Below are 16,450 nucleotides of genomic sequence, written 5' to 3' on the forward strand. Positions count from 1 at the left end.
CGTTCGCCGTGTCGGTCAGCCGCGTTGCGGCACGCCTTTCTGCCCAGCCTTGCGGTTGGGGGCCATGCCGTTGGCCAACAGGGTTTCTTCGATCGTTTCGTACTGCACACCGATGCGGTAGATCTCACGGGCTTCTTTGCCGGTGGCGATTTCGCGACCCAGTTCGTGGGCGATGCGCACGGTTTGCTGGATTTGCGCCACCGAGCCGAAACGATCGCCCTTGTGATCAATGATAGTGTCTTCGTTGCCCACACGCGGGTGCATGCCCATGGCCATCGACATGGTGTTGAACGGCATGACGTTTTTCAGCAGCGATTCGGATGTCAGGGTGCAACCGTCCGGCGCGCGGTGGATGAAGTTGAAGAAGTTGAACGGGTTCGGGCCGTCGAAACCGCCGCCGATGCCGATCCAGGTCAGGTTCAGCGGGCCTTTGTAGACGCCACGGCGCACCAGGCGCTCGAGGGTTTCCAGGGCGTGCATGCCAGTCAACTGGAAGTGCGGCTGGATGCCGTTGTCCATCAGGCGCTTGAGGTGCTCGGCCACCCAGGCCGGACCTGCCGGCACGGTCATTTCGCTGTAGGCGGCGTGGATCATCGGGTTGTCCAGCGACGTGCCTTTCAGGTACTCCGGATACAACAGCTCCATGATGTTCATTTGCGTGGTGTTGATCGCGACCGTGACCTGATCCGGTTTCGGTGTCAGCTCGGCCAGCATGTGGCGGGTGTCGTCCGACAGCCACTTGGCCGCTTCGCCATCGCTTTCCGGGGCGAAGGAAATCGAGCCGCCGACCTGGATGATCATGTCCGGTACGGCTTCACGCACGCCAGCGATCAACTCGTTGAACTTCGACAAGCGCTTGGAGCCCTTGCCGTCCAGTTCACGCACATGCAGGTGCAATACGGTGGCGCCAGCTTCATAGCAATCGACCGCTTTCTGGACTTGCTCGTCCATGGTCAGCGGGATGTCTTCCGGGAAGTCTTCGGGCATCCACTCCGGGCCGTACGGGGCCACGGTGATGACCACCTTTTCCATGTTTTCCGGGTGCAGGGAATCGTCGAAGAATTGCATGGGTTACTCCAGTTCTTATGCCAGTTCTTATGATTATTCCGCCCACCCGGGATCGCGCCGGGCAGGCGTGTTTACGAGAGCGAATGCAGAGGCTTGGATCAGTAAGTCTTGTCGCCGATGATCCCGGCGCGATCCATCTTGCGATGGCAAGGCGGGTAATCCATGACGGCGTAATGCTGGGTGCTGCGGTTGTCCCAGATGGCGATGCTGTTGGGCTTCCAGCGCCAGCGCACTTGGTACTCAGGGATGTACGCCTGGCTGATCAGGTAGCGCAGCAGCTCACTCGCGCCGGGGTTGGCGTCCTGGCCGAACCTCACCCGCGCCGGGGTGTGGTAGTTACTGAAGTGCGTGGCGAAAGCGTTGACGAACAGCACTTTCTCGCCGGTTTCCGGGTGTGTGCGCACCACCGGATGCTCGGCATCCGGGAACCTGTCCCTGAGTGCCAGGCGTTTTTCGATCGGCATGGCCGCACCGAAGCTCGCTTCGATGCTGTGGCGCGCGCGCAGGTCGGCGATCTTCACCTTCACGTCTTCGGGCAAACGCGCGTAGGCCTCAACCATGTTGGCCCACATGGTATCGCCGCCCACCGGCGGGCATTCCACGCAACGCAGCACGCAGCCCATTGGCGGCGCTTCGCGCCAGGTGGCGTCGCTGTGCCAGGAGTTTTCGTAGCGGTCCGCCGGTTGGTCCGGACGCTTGTAGATTTGCACCAGGCCCGGATGCTCCGGATCGCTGCCCGCCACGGGGTGATCCTCCAGCTCGCCGAAGCGCCGGGCGAAGGCCACGTGTTCGGCGCGGGTGATGTCCTGATCGCGCAGGAACACCACGCGGTGCTTGAGCAACTGGGCACGGATCTCGGCAAACAAACCGTCGTCATGCACCGCGTCGGCCAGGTTGACGCCAATCAGCTCGGCGCCAATGCTGCAGGTTAATTGTTCGACTTTCATGGCTGGCAGCTCCTTAAATGACGAAGATCGACGAGCCGGTGGTCTTGCGCGATTCAAGATCACGGTGGGCCTGCACCGCATCCTGCAACGCGTAGTGCTGGTTGATTTCGATCTTGATCCGGCCGCTGCCGACGTGGTCGAACAACTCACCGGCCAGCTCGGCTTTTTCCGCCGGGTCGCTGATGTAATTGGCCAGGGCCGGACGGGTCAGGTACAGCGAGCCTTTCATCGCCAGCATTACCGGATCGAACGCCGGGATCGGCCCGGACGCGGTGCCCACGCAAACCATCAGTCCACGGGGTTTCAACGAATCCAGCGAACCCATGAAAGTGTTCTTGCCAACGCTGTCGAACACCACGTTGACGCCCACGCCGTCGGTCAGTTCGCGAACGCGAGCGGCGACGTCTTCATGGCTGTAGTTGATCGTGTGGTCGCAACCGTGAGCACGGGCGATTTCAGCCTTTTGCTCGGTCGATACCGTGCCGATCACGTTCAGGCCCAGCAGCTTGGCCCATTGCGAAACGATCAGGCCGACACCGCCAGCGGCGGCATGCAGCAGGATGCTGTCGCCCGGCTTGAAGTCGTAGATGCGGCGCATCAGGTACGAAGACGTCAGGCCGCGCATGGTCATGGCGGCGGCGGTTTCGAAGCTGATGGTTTCCGGCAGCTTGATCAGCGGCGCGGCCGGGATCAGGCGTTCGGTGCTGTAGGCGCCGAGGGTGTTGAGAAAACCGGTGTACGTGACGCGGTCCCCCACCTGAACGTTGGTCACGCCTTCGCCGATGGCCTGGACCACGCCGGAGGCCTCGACGCCCATGCCGTTGGGCATCGGGATCGGATAGGTGCCATTGCGGAAGTAGGTGTCGGCATAATTCAGGCCGACCGCCACATGACGCAGACGGACCTGGCCGGGGCCGGGCTCGCCGACTTCGACGTCCTCATAACGTAGAACCTCGGGACCACCGGTTTCGTAAAAGCGTACGGCTTTGGCCATTTTTTCTTATTCTCCAATCTGCAATATGGGCGTGTCGCATCGAATTGCGCTGATTGGACTGTAGGACGAGGCCTGTCGGGACGCTTCTCATCAGACGACAATGGCTTTTCATTTGGTGACAGCCTGAACGGCTTCGTTCTCACCGGTCCCGACGTCACCTGCGCTATCATCCCCCGCCTCTGCGCCCCAAGAGTCTAGAACCCGGATGTCCGCAACGCTGCCACTGCCCGACGATCACCCTTCCCTGCCACCGGTATTGGCCGGCCCGCTGCTGCGGCGCCTGGAGCCAACGCGGCTGGTGATGTGGCTGGTGGGGTCCCGGGCGCTGGAGCTGACGTTGCGCTTGCAGGATCTCGCCGACATTCGCCTTGATGAACGGCAGTGCACGGTCATCGCGGTGGGCAGCCATGCTTTTGTGCACTTGATTGATGTGCAACTGGATGTTGCCCTGCCCTCGGATACCCGGATCGATTACAACTTGCTGATCGATGGCATGGGCATCGCCGATTGGGCGCCGCACCTGCTGTATGGCGAGGCGGGTTGCCCGAATTTCGTCCTGCGCTCACGCATCGATCAACTGCTGCACGGTTCCTGCCGCAAGCCTCATCACCCGGCGACCGACGGTTTGCTGTGTGTGGATAACTTGTTGGCGCAAGAACACGAAGCCAAGGATCGCCCGGCGCTGCTGATGATGAGCGGCGATCAGGTGTACGCCGACGACGTAGCCGGGCCGACTCTGCGGGCGATTCATGCCTTGATCGAACGTCTGGGCCTGTTCGAAGAACATCTCGAAGGCGCAGTGGTCACCGACAGTGCCGCGCTGTACGGCCACGCCGCCTGCTATTACCACCGCGCCGATTTGCTGCCGGCATTGAAAAGCAACGAAACCCTGCGCGACCGCTTCTTCGGCGGGGCGCGCAAGCCGATTTTCACCAGCAGCAGCGCCGACAATCATCTCGTTACTTTCGCTGAAGTCATGGCCATGTACCTGCTGGTCTGGTCGCCAACGCCCTGGACGCTGATCGCGCCAAAACCGCCAAAACTGATCAAGGAACGACGTGAGCGTTATGCGTTGGAGCAGACGCGCATCGACGGTTTCAAGGCCGGTCTCGGCAACGTCGCGCGAGCGCTGGCGCACGTGCCGACGCTGATGATTTTCGACGATCACGACATTACCGATGACTGGAACCTTTCCGCGCAATGGGAGGAAACGGCCTACGGCCATCCGTTCTCCAAACGCATCATCGGCAATGCGCTGATCGCCTACATGCTGTGCCAGGGTTGGGGCAACAACCCGGACGCCTTCGGCGATGTACTGGAAAAGGCCCGCGCCTTCAGCGCCACCGGGCACGATCGTTATCTCGACAGCGACGTCCAGGACGGCTTGATCGATGAGCTTTTGCGGTTCCAGCACTGGCATTACGTGTTGCCCACCACACCGGCCATGGTGGTGCTCGACACCCGCACGCGGCGCTGGCGCAGCGAGATGAACCTCAAGCAGCCTTCCGGCCTGCTCGACTGGGAAGCCCTCAGCGAACTGCAACAGGAACTGCTGGATCATCCGAGCGCGATCATCGTTTCGCCCGCGCCGGTGTTCGGCGTGAAGCTGATCGAAACCGTGCAAAAGGTGTTCAGCTGGTTCGGTTATCCACTGTTGGTCGATGCCGAAAACTGGATGGCCCATCGCGGCGCGGCGCAGGTGATCCTGAACATTTTCCGCCACTCGCGCACACCGGGTAATTACGTGGTGCTGTCCGGCGATGTGCATTATTCCTTCGTCTACGAAGTGCTGATCCGCCACCGCAAGGCCGGGCCGCGCATCTGGCAGATCACCAGCAGCGGTATCAAGAACGAATTCCCGCCAGCGCTGCTGGAATGGTTCGACCGCCTCAACCGCTGGCTCTATTCGCCACGCTCGCCGCTGAACTGGCTGACCAAACGTCGGCGCATGCGCATCGTGCCGCACGTTCCGGAGCATGCTGAAGCCGGTGAACGGTTGTGGAATTCGGCGGGGATTGGCCAGGTGTTTTTCAATGAGAAAGGACAGCCACAGGATATCTTTCAGCACAATTCGAATGGCTCGCCGAAGACGCGAATGGTCCCTCCCGAAATCGACGAATGACCGCAAAAACCTGTGGGAGATTCTATGTTTGGGGGGAACCCCCAAACATAGAATCTGGCTTGTATTCGCTTTGGTTTTTCATCAAGGCAAACAGCACCCGGGCTAGTTTTCTGGCAAGTATCACTAGCGCTTCAGTTCCTTTCAGGCCGCGTGCCAAATAGCGTTGATAATAAGGTTTCCAGGTCGCGGAACGGCTTGCGGCCATGGCGCTGTTATGGAATAGCCGCCGAAACTCCGAGTCACCTCGTTTGGATAAGTAACGTCGCTGATCTTTTTTTCCTGATTGTCTGACCCGCGGATCCATACCCAGGAAGGCGATGTAGCCATCGCTGTCAGAAAATTCTCCACGCATGAAAGCCGTCACCGCAGCGGTGGCCGTCAGTACACCGACGCCCTCAACGGCTTGGCAACGTTTAACCTGCGCGTCCATACCAGCCTCAATGACGATGCTCCTCAAGAGCGCCTGGATGGCTTTTTCAGTCTGCTCGATGTTGGCCAAGTAGTTCGCCAGTGCTTCCTTGAGCAAGGGTTCATCTTTCCAGCTTTGTTTGAGCGCGACCCGATGTTGAACGAGCTCAGCCCTGCGGCGCAGCACGCTTTTGAGTTGCGTGTAAGCCTTGGGCGGTGGGTTCCAGATCCGGAGTCGGTCGGATTCCTTGCTCAGATAGCGCGCCAATAGCTCGGCATCCAGTGCATCGGTTTTAGCTCGGATACCTATTCCATCGCGGTATCGGTTGAGGCGAGAGCCATCAATGACGTAAACGTCATGCCCCATTTCGTGGGCCATTTCCGTTGTATCAAGGTGGTAGGTGTTAGTCGCTTCAAGCGCAATCGCGCTGTGCGCAGGTAACTTCTTAAGCCACTGTTTGAGCGCTGAGCGCTCGTTTGTAACCACCTGGCTCTTCTGCTGATCAGCTCGATAGACAACGATTTCGTCCTTGGCGACATCCACACCAACAACCACCTGCGAATTCGAGATTGTCATGACCCATCCTCCGAGCTACGGTTTAAAGGCTTGTCGGGGTTCACCGTTGCGCTGGCTTGTTTCTATCGTCGGTCCGAGCCGATGCATTCCTTATCGGCGCATTAGGTGAAGGGGTGGGACGATGTCTCCCACAGTCTGTACTGGTCAGAGTCAGAAGCGAGGCTTTAGTCCCACCCACCCCTTCAAGTCTAAACATACAAGCGAGCTTGCTCGCGATAGCAATCTATCAGTCACCGAAGTGGTAACTGTCACACCGCTATCGCGAGCAGGCTCACTCCTACAATTGATCGGTGGCGTTCATGAACCTCACCCGAACCTTGATCATCGGCAATTCCGGCTCCGGCAAAAGCTGGCTGGCGCAAAGGCTGGCCGAGCATCTGCAAGTGCCCTGGACCGATCTCGACCAGATTCACTGGCTATCCGACGAACACAGCATCCCCCGCCCCCGCGCCGAAGCCTTGGGCATAGCGCGGATCGCGGCCGATGAACCACGCTGGGTGATCGAAGGGGTGTATGGCTGGATCGTCAGCGAAGTTATCCACAGGGCGACAGCGCTGATCTGGATAAGCGTTGAAGATGAGGTTTGCGTCGCCAATATTCGCCAGCGGGAAACCAAGGACGACGAGCGATTGATTGCGTTGCTGGAGTGGGCGGGCAGCTATCGAATGCGTGATGGGTCGAGTGGGTTTGTGGCGCATCAGCGGTTGTTTGAAGGGTTTACCGGCTCCAAGGTTCAGTTGCTGAACCGGGTTGGAATCGCAGACTTCGTCCATGCAAAGCGATTCGCCGATTAATTGGTCTACACAATGCTTTATCAGATAAGGACTACATCGTTCACGGAAACGTCCCGAAGGGGATTCGACGATACTCAGATCAAACGTTGATGCGCCAATTGCACAACGACCATTCAGAGGTATCGCCTTGTCAACCTGTACCCATTTCTGTACGTTCCGTGCATTAAGCGAGGATTACAGCATGCACACCATCAATTACACCACCGCCCGCGCGCACTTGGCTGAAACAATGGATCGCGTCAATGAGGACCGCACCCCACTGCTGGTCACCCGCCAAAAAGGTGAGCCAGTGGTGATGATGTCGCTGGCGGAATACAACGCTCTGGAAGAGACCGCCTACCTGCTCCGTTCCCCTGCCAATGCCGAACGCTTGATCAAGTCCCTCGGCAACCTGCGCGCCGGAAAAACCAAAGCCAGGCAACTTATCGAAGAATGAAAATCGAGTTCACTCCTGAAGGCTGGGATGACTATCTCTGGTTCCAGCAAAACGATAAGGCCGGGCTCAAACGAATCAACCTGCTAATCAAGGCCATCCAGCGAGAGCCCTTTAGCGGTCTGGGAAAACCAGAGCCGCTCAAACACAATCTGAGCGGCTGTTGGTCACGACGAATTACGGCTGAACATCGATTGGTTTACTCAATCGAGAACGGTGAAGTGCGTGTCGTACTGTGCAGATACCACTACTGATCAATCGACCGACTCAATCCTCTGACAATCATCCCCACCTCCCGCTCATCAATCGTCAGCGGCGGCAGCAGCCGAATGATCTGCCCTCGCGTGACATTGATCAGTAACCCATGATCCCGGGCGGCGATCAGGCTCAGGTCGCGGATGGGTTGTTTGAGTTCGATGCCGATCATCAGGCCCTGCCCGCGAATCGCCAGCACATTTGAATTGTCAGCCAATTCCATGCGCAATCTTTCCAGCAGCCGCTCACCCTGAAGCCGGGCGTTTTCCAACAGGCCTTGTTCTTCAACAATATCCAGCACGGTGCAGCCGACCCGGCAGGCCAGCGGATTGCCGCCAAATGTGCTGCCATGGCTACCGGGGGTGAACAGTTCGGCGGCTTTGCCTCGGGCCAGGCAGGCGCCGATGGGCACGCCGTTGCCCAGGCCTTTGGCCAGGGTCATGACGTCCGGGACGATGCCTTCGTGCTGGAACGCAAACCACTGGCCGGTGCGGCCGATGCCGGTCTGGATTTCGTCGAGCATCAGCAACCATGCGTTCCGGTTGCACAGATCGCGCAGCGCTTTGAGGTAGCCGGGTGGCGCCAGTTGCACGCCGCTTTCGCCCTGGATCGGTTCCATCAGGATCGCGACGATGCGCGAGCCGTGGGATTGCTGGATTTTGTCCAAAGCCTTGAGATCACCAAACGGAACCTTGATGAAGTCCCCCGGCAATTTGTTGAAGCCCAGACGCACGGCCGGGCCATCGCTGGCGGACAAGGTGCCGAGGGTGCGACCGTGGAAGGCGTTTTCCATGACTACTACCAACGGCTGCTCGATGCCTTTGTGCCAACCGTACAACCGGGCGATTTTCAGTGCTGTTTCGTTGGCCTCGGCTCCGGAGTTGTTGAAAAACGCCCGGTCCATGCCCGCCAGCCGAGTGAGTTTCTGCGCCAGTTGCTGTTGCCAGTCGATGCTGTAGAGGTTCGAGGTGTGCAGCAGCAACCCGGCCTGCTCTGTGATGGCCGCGACGATTTTCGGATGGGAGTGGCCGACATTGGTCACCGCCACACCGGCCACCGCGTCCAGGTATTCGCGACCGGCCTGATCCCACAGGCGCGTGCCCAGGCCCTTGTTGAAACTCAAGGCCAGCGGTTGGTAAGTGCTCATCAGGCAGGCGGCTGTCATGACATCAAGCTCCATCAATTGTCGGTGTTTTTGCAGTATGGTTAGCCACCTGAGTTGGATAAACACTGCAATACTTCAATCATTTTAAAGTCGGGCTTGATAATGGATCTGTTCCAGGCAATGAGCGTTTACGTGAAAGTGGTGGAGGCCGGCAGCATGACGGCCGCCGCTTCGGAGTGCGAAATGTCCACGACCATGGTCGGCAATCACCTCAAGGCGCTGGAGCAACGCTTGGGTGTACGCCTGCTCAACCGCACGACGCGGCGCCAGCGTCTGACGGAATTCGGCAGCGCCTATTACCAGCGTTGTCTGGAAGTGCTGGGACTGGTGGCGGACTCCGAACGTCTGGCCGAACAGGCACTCGACGAACCGAGCGGCAACTTGCGCATCACCGCGCCCTTGACCTTCGGCACCGAGCGTCTGGCGCCGGCACTGAGTGAGTTCAGCCTGCAAAACCCGCGAGTGAAACTCGACGTGGTGCTGACCAACCGTCGCCCGGATCTGCTGGAAAACGGTCTGGATGTGGCGTTTCGTCTTGGCGCACTGGAACCCTCCAACCTGATCGCCCGTCCGCTGATCGACTACACCCTGACCATGTGCGCATCCCCTGAATATCTGGCCCGTCGCGGCACACCGCAAACACCTGAAGACCTGCGGCACCACGACTGCCTGTCCTTTGCCTATCCGGCCGGGGATGATTGGCAATCGGTGCAAAAGGAGTGGCGGCTGGCCGGACCTGACGGCGAAGTCAGCGTGGGGGTCAGCGGGCCGATGCTGATCAACAGTTCGGCCGGGCTGCATCAAGCGGCGCTGACCGGCATGGGCATCGTGATGATGCCCGATGCGCTGGTCGAACAGGATCTGCGGGACGGAAAACTGTTGGCATTGATGCCCGATTTTTGCCCGCCCAGCCGACCGATGCACCTGGTTTACGCTCAGGATCGCTACCGCCTGCCGAAATTGCGGCGTTTCGTCGACTTCGCCGTGCAGAAGTGGGGCAAGCACTAGCAGGCGGAATGCGCCATGCACTAATCTGCGGGCTGATGATTCAGTGACAGGGAGAGCACAGATGGGTGAGGCATCGAATATCGAGCCGTTGAAGTTCAACGCGGCTGACATGAATGACGACATGCTGCACACCATCCTGGAACTGGTCAGCGACGGCATCTGGGACTGGAACGCCAACACCGGTTTCGTCTACCGCACGGCGCGCTGGTACGAGATGCTCGGCTATACGCCGCACTCCCTGGACAACAATGTGCTGACCTGGGAGAACGTCATCCACCCCGACGATTACCCGCGGGTAATGGCCCTGTTCGACGACTACCTGAGCCAGCGTGCCCCCGACTATCAGGCCGAGTACCGCTGCCGCATGCAGGACGGCAATTACCTGTGGATCGAAGATCGCGGCCATATCCTGGCGCGCAATGTCGACGGTTCAGTGGCACGGATGATCGGCGCGCACCGCAGCATCGAAGACAAGCGACGCCTGTTCGAAGAACTCGAACGGCGCAATCACTCCCTGGAAGCGTTGATCGAAGAACGCACCCAGGAGTTGTCCCGAGTCAATCAGCAGTTGCAGCTGCAACTCGAAGAAAACCGCAAACTGGCGCAAACCGACACCCTGACCGCCATCGCCAATCGCTATCGCCTGGAACAGGTTTTGCCTCAGGCCTGCGAGCGCGCCCAGCGGTTTCGCGAGCCACTGTCGCTGATCGCCATGGATATCGACGACTTCAAAACCATCAACGATCACTATGGCCATGCCTTGGGCGATGCCGCGCTGGTGCAGGTGGTCGAGAACGTCAAACGCTTCGTGCGTGAAGGCGACCTGCTGGCCCGTTGGGGCGGCGACGAATTCATCATGACGCTGCCCAACACCTCGTTGGCCGAAGCCCGGACTCTCGCTGAAAAAATCCGCCATGGCCTTTCGGAATTGCTGCCCGTGGGCGACTTCCACGTGACCATGAGTTTCGGCGTGGTCCAGCGTTTTGATGAAGAGCAACAGACCGGCCTGATGGCGCGAGCCGATCAGGCACTGTACCGCTCGAAAATCGCCGGCAAGAATGTGATTTCGGGATAAATCCTTAGATACCGTCCTTCACCAGCACCGGATTGTCCTGATAGCGATCCGGGTACAGCTGCTTGAGCTGCGCCACTTTCGGCAGATCGTTGATCACGATGTACGGATAGGTCAGATGCTCGGTCAGAAAGTCCTGATGTTCTTCTTCCGCCGGGTAGAACCCGTTGTAGCTTTCCAGCTTGGTCACGATCGGTTTGCTGAACGACTTGGCGGCGTCGAGTTGGGCGATGTAGGCCTCGGCGACTTTTTGCTGCTCCGCGTTTTTGGTGAAAATCGCCGAGCGATATTGCGTGCCAGTGTCCGGCCCTTGGCGGTTGAGTTCGGTCGGGTTGTGCGCCACGGAAAAATAGATCTGCAGCAAGGTGCCGTAGCTGACCTGAGTCGGGTCGAACGTCACTTCGACCGATTCGGCATGGCCGGTATTGCCGTTGCTGACACGCTCGTACTGCGCCGTATTGGCCGCGCCACCGGCATAACCGGAGACGGCATCTTTCACGCCTTTGACGTGTTGAAACACCCCTTGGACGCCCCAGAAGCAACCGCCGGCAAAGACTGCGGTTTCGCTGTGGGCCTGAGTGATTTCGTCGAGCGTCGGCGGCGGAATCACGACTGCCTCTTCAGCACTTCCGAAGGAGAACGCCGAGCATTGGCTGATGACGCCGGCAGCGGCCAGCCCCAACAACGTACGGCGCCAGGTGAACAGGGTTTTCATGATTTGGACTCCTGAATAATTGAAAGGCAATCAGCCGAAGGTAAAGGCGTAGGCCGATGCGCCCGGATCAAGAAACTCGATGCTGAAGGTTCGGTCAGTCACTCCGCCGTTCTGCCGCACCAGTTGATACAAACGCTGGTCGGTCACGGTGCCGCTGCCATCGGGGGCCACGTCCATGCCGTGGTCGTCGCCCGGGGTCTTGCCGTCGATCAGCACCTTGAAGCGCACCGGTTTGCCATCGGCGCCGGGGCCGAGCACCAGATGCAAATCCCGGGCGTGGAAGCGATATACGATGCGACTGTCCGCAGCGCTGGCGGTGGCGCGTTCCGAGTCGACATGCCATTGACCGCCCAGGCTCCAGTCGTTAAGCGCCAGTTGTGCAGGCGGGTTGTAGGCGGCGACCTTGTCAGGCACCAACGCGGTTTCCGGCACGAAATGCTCGGCACGCTGGTAGCCGACATAGGTTTCCGGCGATTGCACTTCGTTGCTGTCCGGCGCCATCTGCACGCCGTCAGCCTTGGCATTGATCAGCCCGCCCGAGACTTTGGCGGCACCGGCTTCACGCAGCAGTTGCTGGATGACCCGTTCCGATTCGTCGTAGGCACCTTCACCGAAATGGTGGTAACGGATACGGCCTTGGGCGTCGGCGAAATAGTGCGCCGGCCAGTACTCGTTGTTGAACGCGCGCCAGATCTTGAATTCGTTGTCGATGGCCACCGGATAGTTGATGCCCAGATCCTTCATGGCTTTGGTGACGTTCTTGATGTCGCGTTCGAAGGCAAACTCCGGCGCGTGCACACCAATCACCACCAGGCCTTGATCGCGATATTTTTCCGCCCAGGCTTTGACATAGGGCAGCGACCGCAGGCAGTTGATGCAGGAGTAGGTCCAGAAATCCACCAGCACGACCTTACCCTTCAACGCCTGGGCATCGAGCGGCGGCGAATTGAGCCACTGCACGGCGCCGTCCAGCGGCGGCAGATTGCCTTCGACCGGCAAGCTGCCCGTGGATTTGTCAGCCACTGGCATTGCGCCTTCGGCGGCAGGATCTTGCGCCATCATCGCCCCGCTGTTACGCGGAGATTTACCGGCCAGTTGTTCCACCAGCACTTGCTCGATGCCGCCGGTGGAAGCCGTCGAAACCCGCGCCAGAATCCCGGTGTCCAGCCCCAGTGCGATCGCCGCCACACCGGCCAGCATCGCTGCACCCAGGCCACGACGCACCCACTCACCAGCGCCGATTGAGCGCTTCATCGCCGTGAAGACTTTACCGCCCAACAGCAACGCCAACGCCAGGGACGTCGCCGCACCGGCAGCGTACGCCAGCAGCAACAAGGTGGTTTGAATGCTGGCGCCTTGCAGCGCCGCACCGGTCAGCAGCAAACCGAGAATCGGTCCGGCACACGGCGCCCACAGCAGGCCCGTGGCTACGCCGATCAGGAACGAAGCACCGGGACGCGGCCGCGCATCGGCACCCGCCGCTTCCGACAAACGACTGCCCGCCGCGACCAACGGCCGGGTCAGGCGCTCGGCCAGTTGCGGCAGCATCAGTGTCAGGCCGAACAGCGCGACGAACACCAGCGCCAGCCAGCGCCCGTACTGATTGAGCTGCACCACCAAACCGCCACCTACCGCCGCCAGCGTGGCGACCAGCGCGAACGTCAGCGCCATGCCCGCCAGCAGCGGCAAACCACTCTTCATGAACGGCTGCCCGGTGCGGGCGAAGACAAACGGCAGTACCGGCAGAATGCACGGGCTGACAATCGTCAGCACACCACCGAGATAGGCGAGGACCAGGAGCCACATGGCGTTTACCTGCTAAAAAGTGAGTGAAATGGATCAGGCGGTCTTAGGCTCGAACTTCATCGACAACCCATTCATGCAGTAGCGCAGACCGGTGGGTTTCGGACCGTCATCGAAAACATGGCCCAAATGCCCGCCGCAGCGCCGGCAGTGCACTTCTTCGCGGACCATGCCGAAGGTGCGGTCCTGACGGGTGGCCACTGCCTTATCCAGCGGTGCCCAGAAACTCGGCCAACCGGTGCGGCTGTCGAACTTGGTCGCCGAGGAGAACAGTGGCAGGTCGCAACCGGCACAGGCGAATGTGCCGTCGCGGTGCTCGTTGTTCAGCGGGCTGCTGTAGGCGCGTTCGGTGCCTTCTTCGCGGAGGATTTCGTACTGTTCGTCACTGAGGATCGCGTGCTATTCGCTGTCGCTGTGGGTCACTTCGAACACCTCCGCTGCGTCGGCCTCGCTGATCAATGCCGAGCCTGTGGAAAACTTCGGCAACAGGCCGATCGCCAGGGCTGCAAACCCCAGCCCGCCGCTTGCTACTAAAAATTGCCGTCGAGAAAACATGCGCGCCTCCAAAAATCCAGGGTGTTTCATGGAACACAGCCTAGGCTTGGGGTGATCGCCAAATCCTCACGGGAAGTTAAACAATTCGTGATAACTCGGGCTGTGAAAAACCCGCACAATGCATAACGCCGATTTCGAACGGATGCGATTACTGTGGGAGCGATCTTGCTCGCGATGGCGTTGTGTCAGCCGCCATGAATGTTGAATGTGAATCCGCTATCGCGAGCAAGCTCGCTCCCACAGTTTTTTGCACCTTAGCCGCGCCGAAGGATGAGCAGGATGGAACAGACCAAACGCGTCCTCGTGGTCGAGGACGACATGCACATCGCCGACCTGATCTGCCTGCATCTGCGTGATGAGCAGTTCGAGGTGGTGCACAGTGCCGATGGCACTGAAGGCATGCGCCTGTTGCAGCAAGGCAACTGGGATGCCTTGATCCTCGATCTGATGCTGCCCGGCGTCGATGGTCTGGAAATCTGCCGCCGCGCCCGGGCCATGGCGCGCTACACGCCGATCATCATCACCAGTGCGCGTTCCAGCGAAGTGCACCGGATTCTCGGCCTCGAACTGGGGGCCGACGACTACCTGGCCAAGCCGTTTTCCATGCTCGAACTGGTGGCGCGGGTCAAAGCGCTGTTGCGCCGGGTCGAGGCCATGGCGCGCAATCTGAAGATGGACGCCGGTAGCCTGCTCATTGACGGCCTGGCCATCGACCCGATCACCCGCGAAGTGGCCCTCGACGGTCGGCGCCTGGACCTCACGCCCCGGGAGTTCGACTTGCTGTACTTTTTCGCCCGCCAGCCCGGCAAAGTGTTTTCGCGCATGGACCTGCTCAATGCCGTTTGGGGCTACAGCCACGAAGGCTATGAGCACACGGTCAACACCCACATCAATCGCCTGCGCGCCAAGATCGAGGCCGATCCGGCGCAACCGGTGCGCATCCTCACGGTGTGGGGTCGTGGCTACAAATTTGCCACCGGTGAGGAGCCGCAGCCATGAGGCTGACCCTGACGCAACGCCTGTCGCTGGTGTTCGCCGTGTTGCTGCTGGTGTGCTGCGGCACGTCGGCGTGGATGCAAGTGCGCTCCAACCAGATGCATGAACAGGAAGTGGTGCAAGGCTTGTCCCGCGACCTGGCGCAACACATCGCCCGCGACACGGTGCTGATGGACACCCAGGGCCTGATGCCCAATGCCGTGCGCGATCTGTTCAGCAAGCTGATGCAGGTCAACCCGAGTGTCGAGGTGTACCTGCTCGACACCGCGGGCAAGATTGTCGGCAGCGCCGCGCCCGAGGGCCGGATTCGCCGGGAGAAGGTTGACCTGGCACCGATCCAGCGTCTGCTACGGGGCGATGCGCTGCCGATTCCCGGCGACGACCCGCGCAGCGTTGATGCACGCAAGGTGTTCAGCGCCGCGCCGCTGAAGGTCGACGGCAAACCGGCCGGTTATCTCTACGTGGTGCTGCTCGGTGAAGACCATGATCGACTGGCCGAACGCGGTGCGACCAGCGCCGCGCTTAATACCGCCCTGCTCTCTATCGGTTTGGTCGCGCTGTTGTGCCTGATTGCCGGTCTCACCGCGTTTGCCTTGATCACCCGGCCGTTGCGCCGCTTGACCGAAACCGTCAGCCAGTTCGACATCGACGGCGTCCCGGTGACCCCGGCCCTGCCCCTCACCCCGGAAAAAACCGCCAGCCACGACGAAATCGCCATCCTCGACGCCACGTTCCGGCAGATGCAGGCACGCCTCGGCGAGCAATGGCGTTCGTTGACTCGCCAGGATCAGGAACGCCGCGAACTGGTGGCGAACATCTCCCACGATTTGCGCACGCCGCTGGCTTCATTGCACGGTTATCTGGAAACCCTGTCACTCAAGGACTCCACGCTGTCACCCGCCGATCGCCGCCGCTATCTCGGCATTGCGCTGGATCAGAGCCGCAAGGTCGGTGGCCTGGCGCAATCGCTGCTGGAACTGGTGCGGCTGGAGCATGGGTTTGTGCAACCGGTGCTGGAGCGGTTTTCCCTGACCGATCTGGCCCAGGACATTTTCCAGAAATTCGAACTCACCGCCGAAGCGCGTCAGGTCGAACTGAAGGCCACGTTCGCGCCAAACGTTTCAGCGGCCTGCGCCGATTTGGGTTTGATTGAGCGGGTGCTGACCAACCTGTTCGATAACGCTTTGCGCCACACGCCGCAGGGCGGAGAAGTCGAACTGGGGCTGCGCCCGCAAGGGTCGTTTATCGAAGTGACCATCAGCGATACAGGGCCGGGGATTGCCCCGGAATTGCGTGAAGGGTTGTTCTTGCGGCCGTTCAATATCGGCGGTGCACGTCGTGACGGCGGGTTGGGATTGCGGATCGTGCATCGCATCCTGCAATTGCATGGACGCGAGATTCAGTTGATCGATGTGCCGGGGCGCGGCGCGACGTTCAGGTTTTCGTTGCCGGTTGATGAAGAGACGGCGTCGACGCTGGCGGTGCGGTCGATGAACCTCAATACACCAAGACAGGCCTGAAATTGTGGCGCCTGACCG

Annotated in this window: 15 protein-coding genes and 1 pseudogene; 8 read left to right on the plus strand and 8 right to left on the minus strand. The window is 60.2% G+C overall.

The window, feature by feature from the left end; translation table 11 throughout:
• Positions 1-15 precede the first annotated feature (15 nt).
• The 3 genes from ACM110_RS10825 to ACM110_RS10835 all read right to left on the minus strand — a co-directional run bounded on the left by ACM110_RS10825 (position 16) and on the right by ACM110_RS10835 (position 3,009).
• A complete protein-coding gene (locus ACM110_RS10825; RefSeq protein WP_416127765.1) occupies positions 16-1,068 on the minus strand; it encodes a 3-keto-5-aminohexanoate cleavage protein in 1,053 nt (350 codons plus the stop codon).
• A gap of 98 nt (positions 1,069-1,166) precedes the next feature.
• A complete protein-coding gene (locus tag ACM110_RS10830) occupies positions 1,167-2,015 on the minus strand; it encodes a TauD/TfdA dioxygenase family protein (RefSeq protein ID WP_416127766.1) in 849 nt (282 codons plus the stop codon).
• A gap of 13 nt (positions 2,016-2,028) precedes the next feature.
• Positions 2,029-3,009 carry a quinone oxidoreductase family protein gene (locus ACM110_RS10835; protein WP_416127767.1) on the minus strand — a complete coding sequence of 327 codons (981 nt, stop codon included), beginning with the start codon at positions 3,007-3,009 and terminating at the stop codon, positions 2,029-2,031.
• Positions 3,010-3,214: 205 nt separating this feature from the next.
• Here ACM110_RS10835 and ACM110_RS10840 point away from each other — a divergent pair, with 205 nt between their 5' ends.
• Positions 3,215-5,131 (plus strand): alkaline phosphatase D family protein, encoded by a 1,917-nt coding sequence (locus ACM110_RS10840; protein WP_416127768.1) that lies wholly within the window; start codon positions 3,215-3,217, stop codon positions 5,129-5,131.
• A 22-nt stretch (positions 5,132-5,153) separates the two neighbouring features.
• On the opposite strand, the gene ACM110_RS10845 is transcribed toward ACM110_RS10840, so the two are convergent.
• Positions 5,154-6,116: an IS110 family transposase gene (locus ACM110_RS10845; protein WP_416127769.1), complete on the minus strand. Its 963-nt coding sequence runs from the start codon at positions 6,114-6,116 to the stop codon at positions 5,154-5,156.
• 299 nt (positions 6,117-6,415) lie between these two features.
• Here ACM110_RS10845 and ACM110_RS10850 point away from each other — a divergent pair, with 299 nt between their 5' ends.
• The 3 genes from ACM110_RS10850 (at position 6,416) to ACM110_RS10860 (ending at position 7,597) form a co-directional block, all read left to right on the plus strand.
• Positions 6,416-6,910, plus strand: coding sequence for an adenylate kinase (locus tag ACM110_RS10850; RefSeq protein ID WP_416127770.1), 495 nt, complete (start codon positions 6,416-6,418; stop codon positions 6,908-6,910).
• 181 nt (positions 6,911-7,091) lie between these two features.
• Positions 7,092-7,346: a type II toxin-antitoxin system Phd/YefM family antitoxin gene (locus tag ACM110_RS10855; protein WP_416127771.1), complete on the plus strand. Its 255-nt coding sequence runs from the start codon at positions 7,092-7,094 to the stop codon at positions 7,344-7,346.
• Complete coding sequence (locus ACM110_RS10860) at positions 7,343-7,597, plus strand: Txe/YoeB family addiction module toxin (protein WP_416127772.1); 255 nt, start codon at positions 7,343-7,345, stop codon at positions 7,595-7,597. Before ACM110_RS10855 ends, ACM110_RS10860 begins: the two co-directional genes overlap by 4 nt.
• Here ACM110_RS10860 and ACM110_RS10865 read toward each other — a convergent pair.
• Positions 7,591-8,763: an aspartate aminotransferase family protein gene (locus ACM110_RS10865; protein ID WP_416127773.1), complete on the minus strand. Its 1,173-nt coding sequence runs from the start codon at positions 8,761-8,763 to the stop codon at positions 7,591-7,593. The genes ACM110_RS10860 and ACM110_RS10865 overlap by 7 nt on opposite strands.
• 102 nt (positions 8,764-8,865) lie before the next feature.
• Between ACM110_RS10865 and ACM110_RS10870 the strand changes: the two genes are divergently transcribed.
• Both ACM110_RS10870 and ACM110_RS10875 read left to right on the plus strand, forming a co-directional pair.
• The gene (locus tag ACM110_RS10870) at positions 8,866-9,771 is read left to right on the plus strand and encodes a LysR family transcriptional regulator (protein WP_416127774.1); all 906 of its coding nucleotides are present in this window, start codon (positions 8,866-8,868) and stop codon (positions 9,769-9,771) included.
• A gap of 61 nt (positions 9,772-9,832) precedes the next feature.
• Positions 9,833-10,846 carry a diguanylate cyclase domain-containing protein gene (locus ACM110_RS10875; protein ID WP_416127775.1) on the plus strand — a complete coding sequence of 338 codons (1,014 nt, stop codon included), beginning with the start codon at positions 9,833-9,835 and terminating at the stop codon, positions 10,844-10,846.
• A 4-nt stretch (positions 10,847-10,850) separates the two neighbouring features.
• Here ACM110_RS10875 and msrA read toward each other — a convergent pair whose 3' ends face one another.
• From msrA to msrB, 3 genes and pseudogenes are all read right to left on the minus strand, one after another.
• Positions 10,851-11,558 (minus strand): peptide-methionine (S)-S-oxide reductase MsrA, encoded by a 708-nt coding sequence (msrA, locus tag ACM110_RS10880; RefSeq protein ID WP_416127776.1) that lies wholly within the window; start codon positions 11,556-11,558, stop codon positions 10,851-10,853.
• 30 nt (positions 11,559-11,588) lie between these two features.
• On the minus strand, positions 11,589-13,364 hold the full coding sequence (locus ACM110_RS10885) for a cytochrome c biogenesis protein DipZ (RefSeq protein ID WP_416127777.1): 1,776 nt from the start codon (positions 13,362-13,364) through the stop codon (positions 11,589-11,591).
• Positions 13,365-13,397: 33 nt separating this feature from the next.
• Positions 13,398-13,916 (minus strand): annotated as a pseudogene (gene msrB / locus ACM110_RS10890) (peptide-methionine (R)-S-oxide reductase MsrB).
• 279 nt (positions 13,917-14,195) lie between these two features.
• On the opposite strand from msrB, the gene ACM110_RS10895 reads away from it, so the two are divergent.
• Together ACM110_RS10895 and ACM110_RS10900 are read left to right on the plus strand one after the other, a co-directional pair.
• Entirely contained in the window at positions 14,196-14,915 is a 720-nt protein-coding gene (locus tag ACM110_RS10895; RefSeq protein ID WP_338584848.1) for a response regulator transcription factor, read from the plus strand.
• Positions 14,912-16,432: an ATP-binding protein gene (locus ACM110_RS10900; RefSeq protein WP_416127778.1), complete on the plus strand. Its 1,521-nt coding sequence runs from the start codon at positions 14,912-14,914 to the stop codon at positions 16,430-16,432. Before ACM110_RS10895 ends, ACM110_RS10900 begins: the two co-directional genes overlap by 4 nt.
• Positions 16,433-16,450: the final 18 nt, after the last annotated feature.

Origin of the sequence: Pseudomonas sp. NFX98 (assembly GCF_047784845.1) — a bacterium.
Taxonomy (GTDB): Bacteria; Pseudomonadota; Gammaproteobacteria; order Pseudomonadales; family Pseudomonadaceae; genus Aquipseudomonas.